This is a genomic window from Streptosporangium sp. NPDC023825 (assembly GCF_040639575.1).
Taxonomy (GTDB): domain Bacteria; phylum Actinomycetota; class Actinomycetes; order Streptosporangiales; family Streptosporangiaceae; genus Streptosporangium.
On the sequence record NZ_JBFAAE010000008.1, the window covers coordinates 211,648 to 232,819 of the forward strand.

The window sequence follows — 21,172 nt, forward strand, 5'->3', positions numbered from 1 at the left end:
CGCTCACCACTCCTCATTCGCTACGCGGCCCGCTCGTCCCTCGCGACCCACTCCACTCACTGCGTCGGGTTCGCTCCGTGTCATCGCGGGAGGTCTTTCCAGGGCACGTCCTTGTCGACGCGGGGTTCCGAGGGGAGGCCGAGCACGCGCTCGGCGATGATGTTGCGCAGGATCTCCGAGGTGCCGCCCTCGATGGAGTTGCCCTTGGCGCGGAGGTAGCGGTATCCGGGGCCCCGGCCGAAGAAGTCGACGCCGTCGGAGCGGCGGAAGGTCCAGTCGTCGTAGAGCAGGCCCTCCTCGCCGCGCAGTTCCACGTCCAGCCCCGACAGGGCCTGGTTGAGGTCGGCGAAGGCGAGCTTCATGCCGGAGCCCTCGGGTCCCGGCTGCCCGGCGGAGAGCTGCTCGCGCAGGCGCGTACCGGCCAGGCGGGTCACCTCCGCCTCCACCCACAGGCGCAGCAGCCGCTGGTGCAGGTCATGGGTGCGCGCCTCGGGCCGGGAACGCCAGGTGTCGGCGACCAGGCCGACCACGCCGCCGCCCCGCCGGACCGGCGCGCCGCCGATGGCGACCCGCTCGTTCATGAGCGTGGTCTGCGCGACCCGCCAGCCGTCGCCGACCTCCCCCAGCCGAAGGTCGTCACCGAGCCGTACGCCGGTGAGGAAGACCTCGTTGAACTCGGCCTCGCCGGTGATCTGCCGCAGCGGCCTGACCTCGACCCCGGGGGCGTGCATGTCGCACACGAAGTAGGTGAGCCCCCGGTGCTTGGGCACGTCCACGTCGGTCCTGGCGACCAGGATCGCCCAGCGCGAGTGATGGGCGCCGGAGGTCCACACCTTCTGCCCGTCCACCACCCACTCGTCGCCGTCCCTGATCGCGCGGGTGGCGAGCGTGGCCAGGTCGGAACCGGCACCGGGCTCGCTGAAGAGCTGGCACCAGATCTCCTCACCCGTCCACAGCGGTCGCAGGAACCGCCTGCGCTGCTCGTCGGTGCCGAACGTCAGGATCGTGGGCGCCGCCATCCCCAGCCCGATCGTCTGCAGCCCGACGTTGAGCTGCGGTGTCCCCGCCAGCTCGTGCTCCACGACGTTCTGCAACTCGCGCGCGGCTCCGAGCCCGCCGAGCCCCTCGGGGAAGTGCACCCAGGCCAGCCCGGCGTCGAACCTGGCCCTCAGGAACTCCAGCCGATCCCCGGCGGGATCGTGCCCGGCCAGGAACGCGGCAGCGCGCTCCCTGACCGCCTTCTCGTCCAGCGTCACGAACGCTCCCTTCGTCGATCTCCATCGATCCTCGTCGACCGTCATCGGTTCGCGCCCCGCGCCTCGCCTCCGGGGCGCCCGGCACCGCTCGCCCCCGGGACGGTGGGCGGGCGCCGGGTCACATGTGCTTCTTGAGTTCCCGGTAGGCCAGGGAGCGCTTGTGGACCTCGTCGGGCCCGTCGGCGAGCCGCAGCGAGCGAGCGCCCGCCCAGAGGCCGGCCAGCGGGAAGTCCTGGCTGACGCCTCCGGCGCCGTGGGACTGGATCGCCTTGTCCAGGATCCACTCCACGTCGCGCGGTGTGGCGATCTTGATGGCCTGGATCTCGGCGTGGGCACCCCGGTTGCCCACGGTGTCCATCAGCCAGGCGGTCTTCAGCACGAGCAGGCGGAGTTGCTCGATCCTCACCCGCGACTCGGCGATCCAGTCCTGGACGACACCCTGCTGGGCGATCGGCTTGCCGAACGCGTTCCGCGACAGGGTCCGGACGCACATCATCTCGACAGCCCGCTCGGCCATCCCGATCAGCCGCATGCAGTGGTGGATGCGGCCGGGCCCGAGGCGGGCCTGGGCGATCGCGAAGCCGCCGCCCTCCTCGCCGATCAGGTTGTCGACCGGCACCCTGGCGTCCTCGAACACGATCTCGGCGTGCCCGCCGTGGTCGGAGTCGGAGTAGCCGAAGACGTGCATGCCCCGCCTGACGTGCATGCCGGGCGTGTCGCGCGGCATCAGGATCATCGACTGCTGCCGGTGCGAGGACGCCTCGGGGTCGGTCTTGCCCATCACGATGAAGATCTTGCAGTTGGGGTTCATCGCGCCGGAGGCGAACCACTTGCGGCCGTTGACGACGTACTCGGAGCCGTCCCTGACGATCGACAGCGCGATGTTCGTGGCGTCGGAGGACGCGGTGTCGGGCTCGGTCATCGCGAACGCCGACCGGATCTCGCCGCGCAGCAGCGGTTCCAGCCACTCCTTGCGCTGCCACTCGCTGCCGAACATGGAGAGGACCTCCATGTTGCCGGTGTCGGGGGCGGCGCAGTTGGTCGCGGTCGGGGCGATCCTCGGCGAGCGGCCCATGATCTCGGCCAGCGGCGCGTACCGCAGGTTGGTCAGGCCCGCGCCGTGCTCACCCGGCAGGAAGAGGTTCCACAGGCCCCGCCTGCGCGCCTCCTCCTTGAGGTCCTCCATCAGCGGCGGAGTGGCCCACCCGCTCTCGGCGGCCTGGGCCTCGAAAGCCTCCTCCGCCGGATACACACACTCGTCCATGAAGCCGAGCAGTCGTCCCCGCAGTTCCTCGGTCTCGGCGTCGAACGCGAAATCCATGGCCCCTCCTCACGGTCTCCCGTGAGGGTACCGACCGGACGGTATGCCTGTCGACAGGCCCTCTATGCTCGACCCCATGGACCCCGCCTTCTTCGCCACCCCCGAGGAGTTCCGCGCCTGGCTGGAGGAGCACCACGAGACCGAGAGGGAACTGCTGGTGGGCTTCTACAAGAAGGGCACCGGCCGTCCCAGCATGACCTGGCCCGAGTCCGTCGAGCAGGCCCTGTGCTTCGGCTGGATCGACGGCGTCCGCAGGACCGTCGACGCCGAGAGCTACAGCATCCGCTTCACACCGCGCAAGGCGCGCAGCACGTGGAGCGCGGTCAACATCGCCAAGGTCGCCGAACTGACCGAGCGCGGCCTGATGCGTCCCGCGGGCCTGCTGGCCTTCGGGCAGCGGACCGAGGACAACTCGGTGATCTACTCCCACGAGCGGGCCGAGGACGCCGCGCTGGACGAGGAGCAGGAGCGCCGCTTCCGGGCGGAGACGGCGGCGTGGGAGTGGTTCCGGAGCCAGCCGCCCGGCTACCGCAGGACCGCGCTGCACTGGGTGACCACCGCGAAGCGGCCCGAGACGAGGGAGAAGCGTCTCATCCGGCTGATCGAGGACTCGGCGGCCGGACGCAGGCTCGCGCAGTTCGAGCGCCGAGTGGTCCCCGAGAACACCTCCTGAGTGGACCTTCGAGCAGGTCCGCCGCAGGTTCTAGTGTCGTCTCCATGACCGCGAAGATGCCCGTTCCCGTCGTCCTCGAAGGCGAGACCGTACGGCTGGAGCCGCTGACCGGCGGCCACATCCCCGACCTGTTCCTGGCCGGTGGCGGCGACGACGAGGTGTGGCGCTGGATGCCCGCCCCGACCCCGCGCACCGAGGCCGAGCTGGCGGAGATCGCGGTACGGCTGATCGAGACGCCGGACCACGTGCCGTTCGCGGTGATCCTGAGGGAGACCGGCCGCGCGGTCGGCTGGACCACCTACATCGACACCCCCGGATACGCCGACAGCATCGAGATCGGCTGGACCTGGTACGGCAGGTCCGTGTGGCGCTCCGCGGTGAACACCGAGTGCAAGGTCCTGCTGATCGACCACGCCTTCGACAAGCTGGGCGTGAACCGGGTCCAGCTCAAGACCGACAACCTGAACGTCCGCTCGCAGAACGCGATCATGCGCGTCGGCGGCGTCGCCGAGGGCACCCTGCGCCGCCAGCGCCGCCGTGCCGACGGCACCTGGCGCGACACCGCCTATTTCAGCATCCTCGACGACGAGTGGCCGGCCCACCGCGCCCGCCTCACCGGCCTGCCCCGCTGACCCGCCCGCCTCACCGGCCCGCCCCGCTGACCCGCCCGTCCCGCCGAACCACCCGCCCCGCGGTCCGCGGTTCTCGGCCCGTGATGCGCGGTTCGCGGCCCGTGATGCGTGGTTCGCGGCCTACGGACCTTCGCGGCCGAGCATGCCGCGCAGGAGTTCCCCGATCCCCAGGCGGAGGTCGTCCAGGGTCGGTTCCGCGCCGGCGCCGATGACCGCGTCGAACATCGCCCCCTCGCCGAAGGCGACGAGCTGGCGCCCGTGCCGTACCGGGTCGGACGACCCGGCGGCCGAGAGGATCGAGACCGCGATGCCACGGAAGCGCTCACCGGCCCTGTCGTAGATCGTGCGCAGCTCCGGGCGGCGGGTGGCCTCGAAGGCCAGCTCGTAGCGGGCGATCGTCTGCTTGCGGCCTGCGGTCAGCTGCGTCCAGAGCGCCCTGGCCATCATCTCGGCGAGGGCCTCGATCACATCCGGCCCCTGCGGGCCGAGGAGCGGCGCGAACGCGGCGGTCTCCAGCTGGGTGAGCCGTGCGAGGGTCAGCTCCAGGAGCGCGGACCGGGTGCGGGCCAGGTTGGAGGTCGACCCCGGCGGCAGTCCGGCCGCCTCGTCCACGGCTCGGTGGGTCAGGCCGCGCATTCCCCGATCCGCCAGCAGGGCGATGGCGGTATCGGCGACGAGCTCCGCGCGTTGGGACTTCACCCTTCGATACTACACTTGTAGTTCGACTACAGGAGCAGTAGCATCTACTACACCTGTAGTGAAGGAGAATGTCATGACACGTGCGGTGGTCATCGGAGCGGGCATCGGCGGGCTGACGGCGGCGGTGGCGCTCCAGCGGCGGGGCTGGGACGTGACGGTGTTCGAGAGGGCGGCGTCCCTGGAGCCGGTCGGTTCGGGCCTGGGCGTCGCCGCCAACGCGCTCAAGGCGCTCGACACGATCGGGGCCGGCGACGAGATCCGCAGGCTGTCGGCGGTCCAGGGCGCGGGCGGCATCCGGCGCTCCGACGGCCGGTGGCTGGTGAGGACCAGCGCGGAGGCCGCCTCGGCGCGCAACGACGGCGACTCCATCGTGCTGCTGCGCCGCGCGGAGCTGATCGACATCCTCTCCTCCCATCTCGCACCCGGCACGGTCCGGTTGGACACCGAGGTCTCGGAGGTCGACCCGGAGAGCGGCCTGGTGACCCTCCCCGACGGGCCGGTGGAGGCGGACCTGGTGGTGGCGGCCGACGGCATCCACTCCCCGGTCAGGTCGGCGCTGTTCCCCGGCCATCCCGCCCCCCGCTACGCGGGCGTCACCAGCTGGCGGGTGCTCGTCCCCGCTGAGGGCGTCCCGGGCCAGGCGTACGAGAGCTGGGGGCGGGGCAGGGTCTTCGGCGTCATGCCACTGGCCGGGGGCACGTCCTACTGCTACGCCACCGACACCGTCCCGGCGGGCGGCGGTGGCGGGGACCAGCTGGCCGAGCTGCGCCGGTTGTTCGGGGACTGGCACTCCCCGATCCCCGAGCTGCTCGCCGCGGCCTCGCCGGAGAAGGTCCTGAGGAACGACATCCGCTACCTCGCCACCCCGCTGCCCGCCATGCACCGGGGCCGGGTCGCCCTGCTGGGCGACGCCGCGCACGCCATGACCCCCAACCTGGGCCAGGGCGCCTGCCAGGCGATCGAGGACGCGGTGGTGCTGGCCCACGTGGCCGGCGACGGCGGGAGGTTCACCGGCGGCACCGGCGCGGGCGGCGCGAGCGCCGTATCACCGGCCGGAAGCGGCGGGCCGACCGGCGGGAACGACCCGCTGGCGGGCTACACCGCCGCGCGGCTGGAGCGTACGTCCAGGATCGTGGCCCGGTCCGCCGCGATCTGCCGCGCCACCCGGATCCGCACCCCGCCGGCCGTACGGCTGCGCGACGCGATGATGGCGCTCAGCTGGCGGCTCGCCCCGTCGAGCGTGACCGGCCCGATGGACGAGGTGTTCGGCTGGACACCGCCCGCCACCTGACCCCGCGGCCGTTTCGCGACCACGGCGCGGCTACGGCGTGACGCCCGCCTTCTCGCGCATCGTGGCGGGAACCCCATGGTCGGGGGAGAGCCGTCCCAGGGTGATCGTCCCCCAGACGAGCAGCGCGGCGGCGCCGAGGGCGGGGATCACGTTCAGCCAGCCGCTGGGCACCGCCTCGTCGAGCAGGAGCGCGCCCGCGAGGATCGAGGTGATCGGGTCGACGATCTGGACCGCGGCGTAGGAGATGCCGAAGTAACCCACCTCGTAGGTCTTCTGCAGCAGCACGACCGCGCAGATGAGCAGCAGGGGGATGGCCAGCGCGAACCAGTTGAGCAGCGTGCCCAGGTCGCCGTCGAAGTTGCCGCCCACCACCCGGACGAAGGTGGAGACGCTGGCCGTCACCGCCCCCGCGCCGACCGACAGCACGAGCGCGTGGGCCGAGCCGGTCATCTTCCGCGCCAGCAGATGGGACACCAGCACGACCAGCCCGACGCAGCCGAGGAAGCCCAGCGCCTCCTGGTTCGTCATGTGGGGTCTCACCGGGTGCGCGGGGACGAGCAACAGCAGCCCGAGCAGCCCGACGGCCACCGCGATCGAACCGATGATCTCCGCCTTGTGCGGGCGCCTGCCGTGCAGCATCGCCGCCAGCGGCACCGCGAACACCAGCGTCGCCACGCTGATCGGCTGCACCGCGATCAGCGGCGCGAAGCTGAGGGCGACGGCGTGCAGGGACGCCCCGGTGAAACCGATGACGCCGCCGAGCCACCAGCGGGGCCGCTTCATCAGCTTCAGCGAGGCGCCCTCGGAGACCGCCTCGAACTGCTGGAGCGCGGCTCCCAGGGCGTAGCCCAGCGCGCCGACCAGGGCGATCGATATCCCGACCCAGGTCATCGCCACCTCACATAACGGACGGGGCATCCGGAAAGAAGCGATTCACGGGTCATCCCGCAAGCTTAAGGCGCACGGCGAACGGGTAGGGACCTTCTTCTGCCTGTACGGGACACAGCCTCGTGCCCGTACGAGCCGCGGCGAGGCGTCGTCCGGCCGGTACCGACGAGGGCGTGACGCCCTCTCCGGCGGGAAACACCTCTACGAACCGGCACTCCGGATATGACCGACATCCTGGCCATCGGCCCGGATCCGATCGGCACCTCGACCGCCGTCACCGGTCCGGGCTGCGGCGGGCTCGGCGGGCCGGGAGCCCGCACGGTCCTCGGGGTCCTCGGCGCCTTCGGTGCACTCGGGGTCCTCGGAGCACTCGGGGTCCTCGGAGCACTCGGGGTCCTCGGAGTCCTGCGGGCCCTCGGGGACGAGATGCGCGGTGCCGGAGCCGTCATCGCCGGGCGGGGAGCCGTCGGGGTCCCCGTGGCTCTCACGGTTGTCGTGGTTCTCGCGGACCTCCCAGACCAGGTGCGCCGTGCCGGAGCCGTCATCGCGGGCGGCCTCCCGCCAGCCGGCGGGCCAGGATCGCAGAGCGCCGGGAGCCTCCCGTACCGTCGCCTCCCAGAAGGCGGGCGCGGTCGTGAAGACGGTCTCGGCGAGGGACGCCCTTCCCTCGAAGGTGGCCTGGCGGAAGACCGCCTCGTCCTCGAACACGGCGTCTCCGAAGAGCGCGGTCCCCGAGAAGGTGGTCCCGCGGAAGAGAGCCCGGTCCCTGAAGACGGCCCGGTTGAAGAACACCTCCCGCTCGAACGTGACCCCCCTGAAATCCGCCCGGAGGGCGAACGTCGCCTCCCGGAACACGGCCTCGTCCTTGAAGACCGCCCCCTCGAAGCCCGCCTTGTAGTTGGCCTCCCCCCAGGCCGCCCTGCCGCTGAAGACCGCCCCCCCGAACACCGCCACGCCCTCGAAGACGGCCCTGTCGAAGCGGGCGAACCCCTCGAACCTGGCTCCGCCGAACCGGGCCCGGCGCATCCGGCAGTCGACGAACCCCGGCTTCACCAGCCACGCGCCCGTGAGGTCGAGATCGATGTCCGGCCAGAACGTGACGGGCCTGACCGGCTCGGACCCGCTCCAGCGCAGGTGGGTCCTGAGGATTCCCTGGGCCGTGGCGCGTACCTGGAGTTCCTGCGGGTCGATGGCCTCCTCCCGGCCGGCCGGTTCCGCCTCCGCCGGCGCGGCCGGGGTGGGGGGCATCCGCAGATAGGCGCAGATCACGTCGACGACCGTCTGCCGGTGTTCGGGATTGTCCTGCGCGACGCGTTCCAGGGCGTGCAGGCCGGCCAGGCGCACGGCGGCCTTGTCGTGCCCGAGCTGGTCGGTCGCCTTGGTGTAGAGCTCGGTCACGCGCCGCTCATCGGCGTCGTACTCCTGGTAGGCCTGCGTGCGCTCCCCGAGCCACTGGCGGCGTACTCCCAAAAGGAGCGCCACCAGCCCCACGGCCCCGGCACCCACGGTCAGGCCGGTCTTCACCGCGTCCAGGCGCATCTCGACGCGCTTGGACGCGTCCGGCGCCGTGTCCGCGAGGAACAGCAGGACCGCCGTGGCGCTCCACATGGACACGACGATGAGCACGACGCCGGCGAGGACCCACCACCAGGACAGGACGCGCAGTGCCGCGCGGTCGTCCCGCCGGGGACGCGCCAGGGTCAGCCCGGCGCCCACCCCCGCGAGCACCGCGGCCACCAGGGCGAGCAGGCCGGGCAGGGGGACGTAGGCCGCCAGGTCCGGCGCCCCGGCTCGGCCCGCCACCAGCGCGGCCGCCGCCACCGCCCCCGCCGCGACGAGTGAGATCACGCCGACCGTCCCGCGCCGGGGGTGCCGCCTCATCGATCCTCCTCGGGGGTGGGCCCCCACCTTCGGGCGATCCGGGCGAGGGAGAACGGGCTCTCCGCCGCCTCCGGGGAGGAGAGAGTCCGGAAGGCAACTCCAGCGCATCCCTCCCGGATCGTCCAGTCGTCCGGAGGAACGTCCTGCCCCCGCCCTGCCCCCGGGCCGGGATGCGAACGGCGAGCGGGTGCGGGGATCCGGGGATCCGGGGATCCGCACGGCCGGTAAGTCACTGGCCGATGGTCACCGGTCTGCGGTCACCGGTCTGTGGTCACCGGTCACCGGTCACCGGTCTGCGGTCACCGGTCTGTGGTTACTGCCCTGCGGTCACTGACCGCTGGGCGGGCAGACGCAGAACAGGTGTCCCTCGGGGTCGGCGAGCACGACCCACTTTCCCTCGCCGGGCTGGAAGTCGGGCCGGGTGGCTCCGAGTTCCAGGTAGTCCCGGACGGCCCCTTCCAGGTCGGGCACGCGGACGTCCAGGTGGAACTGCTTGTCGGGCCCCGGCCAGGTGGACGGCTTGCGGTCGAGGTTCTGCTGGAAGTAGATGCTCATCGTGCCGTCGCCGATACCGGCGTAGGTGTCCTCCGCGTACTGGACCTCGTAACCGAGGACGGCCGCGTAGAACTCGGCCAGCCGCCTGGGCTCGGCGCAGTCGATGTTCACGGCGAGAAGCTGTGCTGTCGTGGTCATGCAACGATCGTCCCGCCCATACCTGTCAGCTGCTGTCACGTTTGCCGGACCGGTCCGCGGGACAGGTCCAGGCGCCGGGACAAGCCCGGGCACGGGTACCAGAACACAGGTACCAAAACAGGTACCGGAGCGCGGGCCGGGACAGCCGGTGACCGGAATAAGGGGTGGCCGCCGCGAGGAGGGCCCGGTTAGGGTGACTCCGTGTTTCTGATCGTTTCCCCGCCGACCGCCCGCTAGCGGGCGGCCCTCTCTCCTGACGACCGGACCCGAGCGGTCCGGTGGGTGCTTGCCGTCCGCATACGTGCGACCTGACGACGACCACCTCATCTGGAGAGATCTCCATGACGCATGTCTCCGTACGGCGGGGCCTGCTGTACGTGTCCATCGCGGCGACCGCCTGGGGTACCGGCGGCGCCGCCGGCGCGCTGCTCCACCAGGCGGGCGGGCTCGGCCCCGTCGCCGTCTCCTTCTGGCGGTTCGCCGCCGGAGCCGCCGTGCTCCTGCTGGCCAGGTGCCTGTTCGGCCTCGGCGGGCCCCGGGCCACCGGACCACTCACCATCGCCCGGCGGGCCCGTCCCATCGGATGGGACCCGGCCCTCGGCGGGCCCAGGCCCGCCGGACCGCTCACCGCCCTCCGGCCGGCCCGCCTCGCCCGGCGGGGCCCGGTGCTCGGGCGGGTCCTGGTCACCGGCGTGGCGATGGCCGTCTACCAGACCGCCTACTTCGCGGCGATCGCCGAGTCGGGCCTGGCCGTGGCCACCGTGGTCACGATAGGCGCGACCCCCGTCCTGGTGGCCGCGGGCGGGCGGCTGCTGCTGGGCGAGCGCCTGGGCGCCGCCGGGCTGGGCGCGGTCACGATCGCCCTGACCGGCCTGGCCGTGCTGACGCTCGGCGACGGGTGGGCCGCCTTCTCGGCGGCCGGTGTCGGGTGGGCCCTGCTGTCGGCGGCCGGGTACGCGGGGGTGACCCTGCTCAACCGGGCCTCCACCGACGAGCCGTACGCCACCGCGACGGGCGGCTTCGTCGTCGGCGGGCTCTGCCTGCTCCCCGTCGCGTCGGCCCAGGGCCTGCTGCCCTCCGGTGACCCGCTCGTCTCCTGGGCGGTCGTCGCCTACCTCGGTACGGTGCCGACGGCCCTGGCCTACGGGCTCTTCTTCACCGGCCTCGCCGCGGTACGCGCCACGACGGCCGCCGTGATCTCCCTGGTGGAGCCGGTCGGCGCGGCGGTCCTGGGAATCCTGCTGCTCGGCGAGCGGCTCACCCCGGCGACGGCGTGCGGGAGCGTCCTGCTGCTCGGCGCGGTCGCCCTGCTCGCCCTGAAGGAGAGAGGACGGACGCCCGTCCCGGTGTGACGGGGGCGAGGGTCCCGTACGGGAAACCGTGCGGGGCCCTCGCGGGGCGTCAGCCGAACAGGTCGGGTTCGGTGGCGACGATCTGGTCGTACAGAGGCTGGAAGTTGATCCAGCCGACCGTGTCGTCGCCGATCTGGCCGTGGGTGAGCTTGGCGTTCTCGTGGGTGATCCGGACGGTGGGCCCCGCGGCCTTGGCCAGGAGCTGGGCCTGGCACGAACGCTCCATCGTGATGAACCACCAGGCGGCGGCGTCCACGCTGCCGCCCACCGTCAGCAGCCCGTGGTTGCGCAGGATGACGGCCTTGTGGGAGCCGAGGGCCCGGGCGATGCGGCGGCCCTCCTCGGTCTCCAGGACGACACCGGTGTAGTCGTCGAACAGGGCGTGGTCCTCGTAGAAGGCGCAGGCGTCCTGGGTGAGCGGTTCCAGGAGCGTGCCGAGCGACGACAGCGCCTTGCCGTGCACCGAGTGGCTGTGCGCGGCGGCGACCACGTCCGGCCTGGCCTGGTGGACCATCGAGTGGATCGCGAACGCGGCCTTGTTGACGTGGTGGCGGCCGTCGACCACCTGGCCCTCGTGGTTGACGAGGATGAGGTCGCCGACCTTGATGTGCTTGAACGACATGCCGAACGGGTTCACCCAGAAGTGGTCGGTGTGCTCGGGGTCGCGGACGGTGATGTGCCCGGCCACCCCCTCCTCGAAGCCGAACCTGCCGAACAGCCGCAGCGCCGCGACCAGGCGTTCCCGGCGGTGGCGGCGCTCCTCCTCCACGCTCTCGAACTTCTGCGGGAGCCGGAAGATGAGCTGGTCGCTGGGAACGGGCTGCAGGTCGGACAGGCTCACGGTGCCTCCAGGACGGAAGGGTCGAGATCGGCGACACGGCTGTGACCCGCCAGGCCGAGGGTGAGATCGAGCTCGGCGAGCAGGCCGCGCACCACGTGGCGCACGCCGTCCTCGCCGCCCGCGGCCAGGCCCCAGACGTACGGCCTGCCGAGGAGCACGGCCCGCGCGCCGAGGGCGAGGGCCTTGACGATGTCGGAGCCGGTGCGGACGCCCGAGTCGAACAGCACGGTCATCCGGTCGCCCACGGCCGCCGCGATCGCGGGGAGCGCGTCGAGCGAGGCCGTGGCGCCGTCGATCTGGCGGCCCCCGTGGTTGGAGACGACCACGCCGTCCATGCCCGCGTCCGCGGCGCGCAGGGCGTCGTCCACGTGCTGGATGCCCTTGAGGACGATCGGCCCGTCCCAGTTGTCGCGGAGCAGGGCCAGCTGGTCCCAGGTGTGGGGGCGGCCGTTGAACATCGGCACCCACTGCATGATCGCCGCGTCGAGGTCCTCCTCGACCGGGCGGGCCAGCCTGGCGCGGAACACCGGGTCCGACAGCGGGATCGCCAGGCCGGTCCCGCGCAGGAACGGCAGGTAGGCGTGGTCGAGGTCGTGCGGGCGCCAGGCCAGGGTCCAGGTGTCGAGGGTGACGACCAGGGTGTCGTAGCCGTTCTTGGCGGCCCGGTCGAGCAGGCTGAGCGTGACCTCGTCGTCGTGCGGCCAGTAGAGCTGGTACCACCGGGGGCCGCCGGCCTCGGCCACCTCCTCCAGCGTGTGGGACGCCGCGGTGCTCAGCACCGTGGGGATGCCGAGCGAGGCTGCTGCCCTCGCGGTGGCCATCTCGCCGTCCGGGTGCACGATCGACTGCACCCCGATCGGGGCGAGGGCGAGCGGCGCGGGGTAGGTCCTGCCGAACAGCTCGACGGCGAGATCCCTGACCGGGACGTCGCGCAGCATCCTGGGCACGATCCTCCGGCGGTCGAACGCCTCGCGGTTGGCGCGCTCGGTCGCGCCGGTCCCGGCGGAGCCGGCCACGTACCAGTACGGTCCCGGGTCGAGCCGCTCGCGCGCGACCCGCTCCAGCTCGGCGACGGACGTCGAGTACGGGGGCGGGGTCCCGACCAGGCCGTTGAGGTAGATCTCGTACTGGTAATCGGAGAAGGCCATGTCCCAAGCTTTGTGGTGATCATCCTGGATGTCCACGGCTTGTTGGCTAAAATCGCCTCCGACTTATCCCGCTATGGCGTGACAAGTCATCGGTGCTCCGGAAATCTGGCGGGAGCACCCCGATCCTGAACGGCCGATCTTTGCACCACAATGTGCGGAGAGACGGAACGCGAGCCCGGGCACGGGCGTTGGAGGGAACGTGGCCTCGATTACCCAGCTCTTCAGGCGGTTCCTCGAACGCCCCGGCACCATCGACCTCTCGAAGTTCGAGAAGGTCGTCGCGGAGGCCGGGACCCGCGAGGAGCGGATCCGCGCGCTCGACGAGCTGCCCACGCCGTCGGCCGACGACCTTCCGGAGTTCTGCGCGATCATGCGCGAGGCCGCGCGCCGCGCGCTCGACCTGCGGCCGTACGACGTGCAGCTGGTCGGCATGCTGGCGATGCTGTCGGGAAACGTCGCGGAGATGGCCACCGGCGAGGGCAAGACCCTGTCCGGCGCGATGGCCGCCGCCGGATACGCCCTGCAGGGCAAGCGCGTCCACGTCATCTCGGTCAACGACTACCTGGCCCAGCGTGACGCCGAGTGGATGGGCCCGCTCTATGCGGCGCTCGGCGTCTCCTGCGGCTGGATCGGCCAGAACTCCACCCCCGGCGAGCGCCGGGCGGCCTACGCGGCGGACGTGACGTACGGCTCGGTCAGCGAGATCGGCTTCGACGTGCTGCGCGACCGGCTGAGCACCGCCGTGGACGACCTGATCGTGCCCGCGCCGGCCGTGGCGCTGGTCGACGAGGCCGACTCCGTGCTGGTCGACGAGGCCCGGGTGCCGCTGGTGCTGGCCGGTGCCGCCGACCCCGGCGACGCGGTCCCGGAGATGGCCGTGCTGGTCAGGCAGCTGGTCAAGGGCTACCACTACGAGCTCGACGACCAGGCGCGCAACGTCCACCTGACGAGCAAGGGCATCGACACCGTCGAGCAGGCGCTCGGCCTGGACCTCTACGACACCCCGGCCACCCTGACGGACGTCAACCTCGCGCTGCACGCGCACGCCCTGCTGACCAAGGACGTCGACTACATCGTCCGCGACGGCAAGGTGCACCTGATCAACCCCTCCCGGGGCCGGGTCGCGCTGCTGCAGCGCTGGCCGGACGGGCTGCAGGCGGCGGTGGAGGCCAAGGAGGCGCTCTCGCCGTCGGAGACCGGCGAGATCCTCGACTCGATCACCGTCCAGGCGCTGATCACCCGTTACCCGGAGAAGTGCGGCATGACCGGCACCGCGGTGGCGGTCGGCGACCAGCTGCGGGAGTTCTACGACCTCAAGGTCGCCGTGATCCAGCCCAACCGGCCGAACGTGCGGATCGACGAACCCGACCGCCTCTTCGAGTACCGCATGGAGAAGGACCTCGCGCTGGTCGAGGAGATCGTCGAGGTGCACGCCACCGGCCGGCCCATCCTGATCGGCACCCTGGACGTGGCCGAGTCCGAGCGCCTGGCGCTCACCCTGAGCGGGCGCGGGCTGGAGTGCGTGGTCCTCAACGCCAAGAACGACGCCGAGGAGGCGGCCATCATCTCCCGGGCCGGGGAGCGCGGCGCGCTCACGGTCTCCACCCAGATGGCCGGGCGCGGCACCGACATCCGCCTCGGCGAGGGCGTCGACGAGCTCGGCGGCCTGTACGTCATCGGCTCGGGCCGGCACACCAGCAGCCGCCTGGACGACCAGCTCCGCGGGCGCGCGGGCCGCCAGGGCGACCCCGGCGGCTCGGTCTTCCTCGTCAGCGGCGAGGACGAGCTGATCACCCACTACGTCGCCGACGAGTACGCCAAGGGCGTGCCGGAGCACTCCCTCGTAGGCCACGCCCAGCGGGTCGCCGAGGGCGTCAACATGGAGATCCACCGCAACACCTGGCGCTACACCCGCCTGCTGGAGCGCCAGCGCGGCCAGCTGCTGGAGCGCCGCGACCGGGTCCTGCGCGACAGGGTGGCCGGCGAGGCGCTGGCCGCCGCGGCCCCCGAGCGGTGGGCGGAGCTGGCGGAGAGCGTCGGCGAGGACGTGCTGCACGAGGCGGCCCGCCAGATCGTGCTGTTCCACCTCGACCGCGGCTGGGCCGACCACCTGGCGTACCTGGCGGAGCTGCGGGAGGGCATCCACCTGCGGGTCCTCGGCAGGCTCAACCCGATCGACGAGTTCCACAAGGACGCCGTCCCGGCCTACCAGCGCCTGCTGGCCGAGATCGAGTCACGCTCGGTCGAGACCTTCGAGACCGCCACCGTCACCGAGGAGGGCCTCGACCTGGAGGGCGCGGGCCTCAAGCGCCCCACGGCCACCTGGACCTACCTCGTCCAGGACAACCCCTTCGGCACCGAGTGGGACCGCATCCTCAACCGCCTCGCCACCAAGGTCCGCCGCCGCTGACCAGGATCGCCCCTCATCGCGACCGGTAGGCGTCCGACCGATGCTGGATGGTGATCACTTGGACCACGACCGTGTCGTCGTCGATCAGATAGAGCACTCGATAGTCGCCCCGGCGCGCTGACCACTGCGGGGCGAGAGGCTCGTCGAGCGGCTTGCCCACCCGGTGGGGGTTGTCCAGGAGCGGGCCGGTGATGAACTCCCATACCGCCGGAACGACCTTCGCCGGCAGCCGCTCGGCGAGATCCTGCCTGGCACGACGGGTGAGGCTGAGTTCATACCGCCTGCTCACAGACGACCGGTCCGGCGGAGCTCGGCCTCCACCTCCTCAAGGGAGGAGACGCGTCCCGACTCCAGGTCGGCGAGCCCTTCGCGGATGGCCGCCACCGTTTCCGTCGAAGCGAGAATCTCGATCATCTCGCGCATCGTCTCGTAGTCGTCGGCGGCCAGCAGCACAGCGGCGGGCAGGCCGTTACGAGTGATCTCGAATCGCTCATGGGTGGTGACCGCGGACTCGACGATGCCGGAGAGCCGGTTTCGCGCGTCCGCGAGAGGAAGAACAGTCATGTACATAATTCTAGCCAACATAGAATGTGGCGGCCAGCGGTTCAGATTTTCCAGGAAGGAGTGAGCGCCGACTTCACCTTCGACATCATGGCGCGCGTTACGTGTGTGGTAATGGTTTCGCCGATCGCCGCCGGATATCGTGGCGTACGTGACCACCACCAGCGCGTCCCGGCCGGTAGGCGAGCTTCTGCGCCAATGGCGGGAACGACGGCGGATGAGCCAGATGGACCTCGCGATCCAGGCCGACATCTCCACCCGGCACCTGAGCTTCGTGGAGACGGGCCGGTCCAAACCGAGCAGGGACATGATCCTGCACCTCGCGGAGGAGCTGGAGCTCCCGCTGCGCGAGCGCAACCACCTGCTGCTGTCCGGCGGGTTCGCGCCGCTCTACGCGGAGACGCCGCTCAGCTCACCGCACATGGCGTCGGTGCGGGAGGCGCTGGGGCAGGTGCTGAGCGGGCACGAACCGTACCCGGCGGTCGTCGTCGACCAGCGCTGGAACCTCATCGACCGCAACGCCGCGACCGGGTTGCTGCTGCGCGGGGTCGCGCCGGAGCTGCTGGTCCCCCCGGTCAACGTGCTGCGGCTGAGCCTGCACCCCAAGGGCATGGCGCAGCGGATCATCAACCTGGGCGAGTGGCGGGCCCACCTACTGCACCGGCTCCGCCGCCAGATGAGCCTCACCGCCGACCCCGAGCTGGCGGCGCTCTGGCAGGAGCTCGACGACTACCCCTGCGACCAGCCCGAGCCGGAGATAGACCGGCCCGGCCCCGGCGACATCGTGATCCCCCTCCGGCTCCGCCGCGGCTACCGGGAGCTGGCCTTCTTCAGCACCATGGCCACCTTCGGCACCCCCCTGGACATCACCGTCGCCGAACTGGCCATCGAGGCGTACTTCCCGGCGAACCCCGAGACCGCCGCCTACCTGCAGCACCAGCACCACCCCGACTGAACAGGGGGGCGGAGCGTGGGGCGCGGCGTGCGCCCCACGCCACACCCCCGCCGTCTCGGCCGGTCCGGCCGAGGTCACTCGTCCCCGGCCGGTCCGGTTCCCGGAAGGTCCTCGGTCGCCGACGGCGGGCCTCAGCCGGAGACGCCGGCGCCGACGGCGGGTCTCAGCCGGAGACCCCGGCCCCGGACCTGCTGGGCTCGCCGGGCTCATCCGGTTCGCCGGCCTCTCCGGGCTCGTCCGACTTGCCGTTCTCGTCCGACTTGCCATGCTCGCCGGGCCCGCCGGTTTCCGGCTTTTCCGCGCGTGACGCCGCAACCCTGGCGAGGACGACGTCGACGACGAGGAAGGCGAGCAGCGAGATGCCCAGCAGCGGGAGGAACACGCCCACCGCGACCGCCACGGCCGCCAGGGGCAGGACCACGGCGAGGGGCAGCCGCCGCAGGCCGCCGCGCTCGTAGGGGACGCCGAACCCGCGGGTCGGGCGGCGCAGCCACCACATCCGGTAGCCCCACACGATGACCGAGATCAGCGCCACGGCCAGCGCGGCGAGCAGGATCTGGTTGACCAGGCCGAACAGCACTCCCATGTGCCCGTCGATGCCCCACCGGGTCAGCTTGGCCCCGATGGGGAAGTCGTCGAAACGCAGCTCGGCGACCGCCTGGCCGCCGGCGGCGTCGACCGCCACCTGGTCGTTGCGCTGCGGCCAGAGGCGGTCCGTCTCCTTGACGACGTACGGGTCTCCGGTCTCGGCCGGCCAGACGATCTCCAGGGGTCCGGACAGGCCCTTGCCCGCCGCCGCCCGGACGACCTGGTCGACGTCGGCGGCAGGGGCGGCGCCCGCGTCCCCTCCGGCGTGGCCACCGTGGTCACCGTGACCGCCGGAGACGGGCATCGACGGGGTGCCCCAGCCGATCGCCCTCTGGATCACGTCGACGTTGACTCCCGCGTACTTCGACCAGGTCAGGCCGGTGGCCGACAGGGCGAGCAGGCCGACCAGCGCCCACAGGCCGACCGAGCCGTGCCAGGAGAGGGTCTTGCGCCGGCCGCGGGCGCCGCGCTCGGGGGTAACGAGGCGGCGCAGCCGCCGACCGGCACGGCGGCGGCGGGTCAGCCACAGCACCAGGCCGCCGAGCGCGACCAGCCACAGCCAGCTGGCGGCCATCTCGCTGTAGACGCGCCCCGGCTCGCCCAGGTGCAGGTGGCGGTGGAGCTGGGAGATCCAGGTCCGCACGGGCAGGGCGCCCGAGCTGCCGTAGCTCTCCAGCGACCCGCGGACCTGGGCGGTGTACGGGTCGACGAAGACCGCCGTGCGGATGCTCTCCGCGAGGCCGGGGTCGTCGAACAGCACCCGGGTCGTCGCGTCAGGCTCGTCGTAGGTCCATACGGCTCCGATCGTTCCCCCGGGATGCGCGGCGGTCGCGGCCGCGACCTGCCGCGCCAGGGGCAGCTTCTGCTGCCCGGCCGGTACGGGGACCGTCAGCTCGTGGGAGTGGACCACCTTCTCCAGCTGGAAGGAGGCGGCGTACAGCAGGCCGGTCGTCGCCGCCACCAGCAGGAAGGGCGCGACGAGGATCCCGGCGTAGAAGTGCAGGCGGAGCAGGAGCGAGCGCAGCGTCGCCCAGGTGGAGGGCACCGGGGACCCGGAGGTCACGGGGGGCACGGGGGCCGGTGAGGGGCCGGACGGCCCGGTCCCGGGCTGGATCTCGACGTCGGACGTCATGGGGAGAGTTCTCCGTTCGCAGGGAACGCGCGCACCGTCAGGTACGCGGCACCGCGGTGTGAGGTTCGGTGTCGCGGGAGGGCAGGCGTGACTCCGGCCCTCACCGGCCGCAGGCACGGTGGGAGCCGGGCTCGCGGCCCGTCGGCATTGGCTTGGCGGGTGTCGCCGGGTACCACCGGGAACCGGTGGGCGCCGGTGGGCGCCGATGTGGCGGCACTCGGGCTCACCGGCCGGGAAGGGGACGACGGCCCGCGGCCGGAAGGGTACGGCGCTCGGAGGAGGCGCGGGCCCGCGAGGGCGCGACGGCCTCCGGGCGCGACGGCCCGATGTCAGACGGCGTACGGGACCGCGGGCGGCCCGCGGCGCGAGACGGCGGCGGCGAGCAGCCGGGTGACCGGTGGCACCCGGTCGTCGGGCGCGGCGGGGAGCGGCGCGACGCGGCAGGTGACGGGCGCGCGCCACCGCAGCAGGGTGAGGGCCGAGGCGAAGAGCAGGAACAGGAGCGTGGCCAGGCCGCGCTCCCCCCGCTCCAGCCAGTGGGCCGACAGCACCGCCGTCACGGCGTGCACCAGCAGCATGAACAGGCCGGTGGACAGGTCACCGGCGCCGTGCTCGTGCCCGGTCGGCGGTTGTGCCGCGCCGGAGGTGAACCACAGGTGCATGCCGTACTGCGCGGCGAAGCTCGCCCCCAGCAGCATGCCGAAACCACACCGCCGCCGGGCGAGCGCGAACGCGCCCGCCGCGGTCGGCAGCACCGCCCAGACCAGCACACCCGGTCCCACCGGGCTGCCTCCGGCCAGCACGTGCATGGCCAGCGACGCCGTCACGCACACGACCGCGAACACCGCGGCGCGAACAAAACGGAAGGCGTGCATGGGGCAATGGTGACAGAGAATGGTGAATTCGCCAGCCCTTGAACTGTTGTTAAGAGTGTGGATTAATACCACTCGATCTGTGCGTCACGATTAGGCGGTCTGCGCTAGTCGGTCACCTCAGGCGGGAGGTCCCCCACCTTGGGCGCGTAGTCGGCGTCCTCGGGCGTGGGGTCGGCCACCTCGGGCGCCCGGTCGGCCACCTCGACCTTCAGCTGTGCCGTCGAGGTGATCAGGCTGCCCTCCGGCGCTCCCGCCTTGGCCGCGTCCGTCACGACGACGCGCTCGCCCAGGTACAGGTAGGTGGTGCGGTCGAAGATGTACTCGTGCCGCACCCCGCCGAACTTGTTGACCATGGCCACCGCGACCCCCTTGCGCCCGGCGGCGTCCTCGGCCTCGTCGACGGTCTCGACGCCGGGGATCGTGCCGGCCGCCCGGAACAGCGCGGCCCGCTGGGCGGACGGCATGTACGCCCGTGTGATCATCGAGCCGACTTTCCCCCACGCCGTGTAGTCGGCCAGGGGGTCCTGTGCCAGATCCCGGTAGAGGTGCTCGCGCATCCCCGCGGGATCGGTGGGCAACCGGCTCAGGTAGGCGTAGTCGGTGCGCCGGTGTTCGGGACTGATGTCGTGGCCCACGAGCTTCCCCGGCGCCGCGTCGCCTTCCCCCCGCCGCTTGACCGCGGCGGGCAGCGGCTCCCCGGGGAACGGCCTCGGCTCCAGATGCCTGCTCGACATGACCCCTCCGTCCAGGGCGGAGCCCTCGACCGGCAGCCACACCTTGATCAGGCTGTGCTCGAGGTAACGGACCTCCTTCCCGCCCTCCTGCAACTTGGCCGGGAACATGATCTGCATCTCGAAGGCGAGGAACTGGCCCGGTTCCGGGTACAACTCGTCCCGCTCGCTCGCGGTGTCGGCGGCCCGCTGGAGGACCGCCGACACCGCCACGGGCGTCACCTGGACGGCCGTCCCCGGCCGGGAGGGTGAGCTCGTGTCGACGAACCCGAGTCCCACGACCATCGCGGCCCCGGCCCCCACCGCGAGGCTCGTCCCGAGACTCAGCCGGAGGTTCCTCCCGAGGCTCTCCGAGCGGCGTGCCCCGCGGGTGACCGGTGCCGGCGGTGCCGCGCCGAAGGCGACGATCTCCGACAGCAGCCGCCGCTCCTCCGCGCGCAGCTCCGCCGGGCCCGGCCGGGGCACCTCACCGCGCAACCGGTTCACCTGGGTCATCTCATCCATGGAAGGTCTCCTCGCTGACGGACGTGGGGTCGACCCCGCCGAGTTCCTTGCGCACCTTGCTCCTGGCCCGGTTGACCCGCGAGCGGACCGTGCCCACCGGGATGTCCATCGCCTGGGCGGCCTCCGTGTAGGTGAGGCCGCCCCAGGTCACCAGCAGCAGCACGTCCCGGTGGCCCGCGGGCAGCCGCGCCAGGGCGGCCGCCAGCCTGCGCCGCACGGCGCCGGCGCTCAGCCGCTCGTCGCTGCGCTCGGTGAACGGGGCGGTCACCGGGTCGACGCCGGTCCGTTCGAGGAGGCGCAGCTGCCGCACCTCGACGCGCTTGTGCCGCCTGATCAGGTTGGTCGCGATGCCGTACAACCACGGGCGCGCGCTGGGCTGCGACGGGTCGTAGCCCGCCCTCCTGCGGAACGCCACCAGGAAGGTGTCCGCCACGACGTCCTCGGCCGCGTCGGCTCCCAGCCGCCGGGTGACGTAGCGCTTGATGTCGGGCGCGTGCCGGTGGAAGACCTCGGCGAACACCTCCGGCTCCCGCCGGGACCGCTCGATGACGGAGGCGTCGTCGGCCTCCGCCCCGTCGGCGGGGGAACCGGCGGGAGAGACGTCGCGGTCCCGCACCCCGCCGGCGGGGAGGACGCCACCGTCCCCCTCCACGCCGACAGGAAGGGTCCCGCCCACCCCCGCCCGGGTCCGGCTCGTTTCGCTCATATCCGGCCTTTCGGCTCTCGGTCAGGACACCCGTT

Annotated in this window: 20 protein-coding genes; 6 read left to right on the forward strand and 14 right to left on the reverse strand. The window is 72.2% G+C overall.

What is annotated here, in order from left to right; translation table 11 throughout:
- Window positions 1-80: 80 nt before the first annotated feature.
- Window positions 81-1,250, reverse strand: a complete 1,170-nt coding sequence (locus AB0G15_RS10770; protein ID WP_362837500.1) for an acyl-CoA dehydrogenase family protein — start codon at window positions 1,248-1,250, stop codon at window positions 81-83.
- 124 nt (window positions 1,251-1,374) lie between these two features.
- Window positions 1,375-2,577, reverse strand: coding sequence for an acyl-CoA dehydrogenase family protein (locus tag AB0G15_RS10775; protein WP_362837448.1), 1,203 nt, complete (start codon window positions 2,575-2,577; stop codon window positions 1,375-1,377).
- 76 nt (window positions 2,578-2,653) lie between these two features.
- Here AB0G15_RS10775 and AB0G15_RS10780 point away from each other — a divergent pair, with 76 nt between their 5' ends.
- A complete protein-coding gene (locus AB0G15_RS10780) occupies window positions 2,654-3,250 on the forward strand; it encodes a YdeI/OmpD-associated family protein (protein ID WP_362837450.1) in 597 nt (198 codons plus the stop codon).
- Window positions 3,251-3,294: 44 nt separating this feature from the next.
- A complete protein-coding gene (locus AB0G15_RS10785; RefSeq protein WP_362837452.1) occupies window positions 3,295-3,882 on the forward strand; it encodes a GNAT family protein in 588 nt (195 codons plus the stop codon).
- Between the two features lie 120 nt (window positions 3,883-4,002).
- On the opposite strand, the gene AB0G15_RS10790 is transcribed toward AB0G15_RS10785, so the two are convergent.
- Entirely contained in the window at window positions 4,003-4,581 is a 579-nt protein-coding gene (locus AB0G15_RS10790; RefSeq protein WP_362837454.1) for a TetR/AcrR family transcriptional regulator, read from the reverse strand.
- 73 nt (window positions 4,582-4,654) lie between these two features.
- On the opposite strand from AB0G15_RS10790, the gene AB0G15_RS10795 reads away from it, so the two are divergent.
- Window positions 4,655-5,872, forward strand: a complete 1,218-nt coding sequence (locus AB0G15_RS10795) for an FAD-dependent oxidoreductase (protein WP_362837456.1) — start codon at window positions 4,655-4,657, stop codon at window positions 5,870-5,872.
- A gap of 30 nt (window positions 5,873-5,902) precedes the next feature.
- On the opposite strand, the gene AB0G15_RS10800 is transcribed toward AB0G15_RS10795, so the two are convergent.
- The 3 genes from AB0G15_RS10800 to AB0G15_RS10810 all read right to left on the reverse strand — a co-directional run bounded on the left by AB0G15_RS10800 (window position 5,903) and on the right by AB0G15_RS10810 (window position 9,334).
- Window positions 5,903-6,763 carry a DMT family transporter gene (locus AB0G15_RS10800; protein ID WP_362837458.1) on the reverse strand — a complete coding sequence of 287 codons (861 nt, stop codon included), beginning with the start codon at window positions 6,761-6,763 and terminating at the stop codon, window positions 5,903-5,905.
- 198 nt (window positions 6,764-6,961) lie between these two features.
- A complete protein-coding gene (locus tag AB0G15_RS10805; protein ID WP_362837460.1) occupies window positions 6,962-8,641 on the reverse strand; it encodes a pentapeptide repeat-containing protein in 1,680 nt (559 codons plus the stop codon).
- Window positions 8,642-8,968: 327 nt separating this feature from the next.
- The gene (locus AB0G15_RS10810) at window positions 8,969-9,334 is read right to left on the reverse strand and encodes a VOC family protein (RefSeq protein WP_362837462.1); all 366 of its coding nucleotides are present in this window, start codon (window positions 9,332-9,334) and stop codon (window positions 8,969-8,971) included.
- Between the two features lie 341 nt (window positions 9,335-9,675).
- Between AB0G15_RS10810 and AB0G15_RS10815 the strand changes: the two genes are divergently transcribed.
- The gene (locus AB0G15_RS10815; protein ID WP_362837464.1) at window positions 9,676-10,686 is read left to right on the forward strand and encodes an EamA family transporter; all 1,011 of its coding nucleotides are present in this window, start codon (window positions 9,676-9,678) and stop codon (window positions 10,684-10,686) included.
- Between the two features lie 49 nt (window positions 10,687-10,735).
- On the opposite strand, the gene AB0G15_RS10820 is transcribed toward AB0G15_RS10815, so the two are convergent.
- Window positions 10,736-11,527 (reverse strand): class II aldolase/adducin family protein, encoded by a 792-nt coding sequence (locus AB0G15_RS10820; RefSeq protein WP_362837466.1) that lies wholly within the window; start codon window positions 11,525-11,527, stop codon window positions 10,736-10,738.
- Complete coding sequence (locus AB0G15_RS10825) at window positions 11,524-12,675, reverse strand: lactate 2-monooxygenase (RefSeq protein ID WP_362837468.1); 1,152 nt, start codon at window positions 12,673-12,675, stop codon at window positions 11,524-11,526. Before AB0G15_RS10825 ends, AB0G15_RS10820 begins: the two co-directional genes overlap by 4 nt.
- A gap of 208 nt (window positions 12,676-12,883) precedes the next feature.
- On the opposite strand from AB0G15_RS10825, the gene secA2 reads away from it, so the two are divergent.
- The gene (gene secA2, locus AB0G15_RS10830) at window positions 12,884-15,085 is read left to right on the forward strand and encodes an accessory Sec system translocase SecA2 (RefSeq protein ID WP_362837502.1); all 2,202 of its coding nucleotides are present in this window, start codon (window positions 12,884-12,886) and stop codon (window positions 15,083-15,085) included.
- 13 nt (window positions 15,086-15,098) lie between these two features.
- On the opposite strand, the gene AB0G15_RS10835 is transcribed toward secA2, so the two are convergent.
- Window positions 15,099-15,374, reverse strand: coding sequence for a type II toxin-antitoxin system RelE/ParE family toxin (locus AB0G15_RS10835; RefSeq protein WP_362837470.1), 276 nt, complete (start codon window positions 15,372-15,374; stop codon window positions 15,099-15,101).
- On the reverse strand, window positions 15,371-15,649 hold the full coding sequence (locus AB0G15_RS10840; protein WP_362837472.1) for a type II toxin-antitoxin system Phd/YefM family antitoxin: 279 nt from the start codon (window positions 15,647-15,649) through the stop codon (window positions 15,371-15,373). The genes AB0G15_RS10835 and AB0G15_RS10840 overlap by 4 nt, the downstream gene beginning before the upstream one ends.
- Window positions 15,650-15,797: 148 nt before the next feature.
- On the opposite strand from AB0G15_RS10840, the gene AB0G15_RS10845 reads away from it, so the two are divergent.
- Window positions 15,798-16,601 (forward strand): helix-turn-helix transcriptional regulator, encoded by an 804-nt coding sequence (locus AB0G15_RS10845; protein ID WP_362687653.1) that lies wholly within the window; start codon window positions 15,798-15,800, stop codon window positions 16,599-16,601.
- Window positions 16,602-16,764: 163 nt separating this feature from the next.
- Here the strand turns inward: AB0G15_RS10845 and AB0G15_RS10850 are convergent, their stop codons facing one another.
- The 4 genes from AB0G15_RS10850 to AB0G15_RS10865 form a co-directional block, all read right to left on the reverse strand.
- Window positions 16,765-18,321, reverse strand: a complete 1,557-nt coding sequence (locus AB0G15_RS10850; protein ID WP_362837474.1) for a PepSY-associated TM helix domain-containing protein — start codon at window positions 18,319-18,321, stop codon at window positions 16,765-16,767.
- 329 nt (window positions 18,322-18,650) lie between these two features.
- Window positions 18,651-19,196 carry a hypothetical protein gene (locus AB0G15_RS10855; RefSeq protein ID WP_362837476.1) on the reverse strand — a complete coding sequence of 182 codons (546 nt, stop codon included), beginning with the start codon at window positions 19,194-19,196 and terminating at the stop codon, window positions 18,651-18,653.
- Window positions 19,197-19,300: 104 nt separating this feature from the next.
- Window positions 19,301-20,431, reverse strand: coding sequence for a CU044_5270 family protein (locus tag AB0G15_RS10860; protein ID WP_362837478.1), 1,131 nt, complete (start codon window positions 20,429-20,431; stop codon window positions 19,301-19,303).
- Window positions 20,424-21,137, reverse strand: coding sequence for an RNA polymerase sigma factor (locus tag AB0G15_RS10865; protein ID WP_362837480.1), 714 nt, complete (start codon window positions 21,135-21,137; stop codon window positions 20,424-20,426). The genes AB0G15_RS10860 and AB0G15_RS10865 overlap by 8 nt, the downstream gene beginning before the upstream one ends.
- Window positions 21,138-21,172: the final 35 nt, after the last annotated feature.

Excerpts from the sequence above, each read along its gene's own strand:
- AB0G15_RS10775 (WP_362837448.1), bottom strand. The coding sequence starts at position 2,577 with ATGGATTTCGCGTTCGACGCCGAGACCGAGGAACTGCGGGGACGACTG.
- AB0G15_RS10780 (WP_362837450.1), top strand. The coding sequence starts at position 2,654 with ATGGACCCCGCCTTCTTCGCCACCCCCGAGGAGTTCCGCGCCTGGCTG.
- AB0G15_RS10785 (WP_362837452.1), top strand. The coding sequence starts at position 3,295 with ATGACCGCGAAGATGCCCGTTCCCGTCGTCCTCGAAGGCGAGACCGTA.
- AB0G15_RS10795 (WP_362837456.1), top strand. The coding sequence starts at position 4,655 with ATGACACGTGCGGTGGTCATCGGAGCGGGCATCGGCGGGCTGACGGCG.
- AB0G15_RS10800 (WP_362837458.1), bottom strand. The coding sequence starts at position 6,763 with ATGACCTGGGTCGGGATATCGATCGCCCTGGTCGGCGCGCTGGGCTAC.
- AB0G15_RS10805 (WP_362837460.1), bottom strand. The coding sequence starts at position 8,641 with ATGAGGCGGCACCCCCGGCGCGGGACGGTCGGCGTGATCTCACTCGTC.
- AB0G15_RS10810 (WP_362837462.1), bottom strand. The coding sequence starts at position 9,334 with ATGACCACGACAGCACAGCTTCTCGCCGTGAACATCGACTGCGCCGAG.
- AB0G15_RS10815 (WP_362837464.1), top strand. The coding sequence starts at position 9,676 with ATGACGCATGTCTCCGTACGGCGGGGCCTGCTGTACGTGTCCATCGCG.
- AB0G15_RS10825 (WP_362837468.1), bottom strand. The coding sequence starts at position 12,675 with ATGGCCTTCTCCGATTACCAGTACGAGATCTACCTCAACGGCCTGGTC.
- AB0G15_RS10840 (WP_362837472.1), bottom strand. The coding sequence starts at position 15,649 with ATGACTGTTCTTCCTCTCGCGGACGCGCGAAACCGGCTCTCCGGCATC.
- AB0G15_RS10850 (WP_362837474.1), bottom strand. The coding sequence starts at position 18,321 with ATGACGTCCGACGTCGAGATCCAGCCCGGGACCGGGCCGTCCGGCCCC.
- AB0G15_RS10855 (WP_362837476.1), bottom strand. The coding sequence starts at position 19,196 with ATGCACGCCTTCCGTTTTGTTCGCGCCGCGGTGTTCGCGGTCGTGTGC.
- AB0G15_RS10860 (WP_362837478.1), bottom strand. The coding sequence starts at position 20,431 with ATGGATGAGATGACCCAGGTGAACCGGTTGCGCGGTGAGGTGCCCCGG.
- AB0G15_RS10865 (WP_362837480.1), bottom strand. The coding sequence starts at position 21,137 with ATGAGCGAAACGAGCCGGACCCGGGCGGGGGTGGGCGGGACCCTTCCT.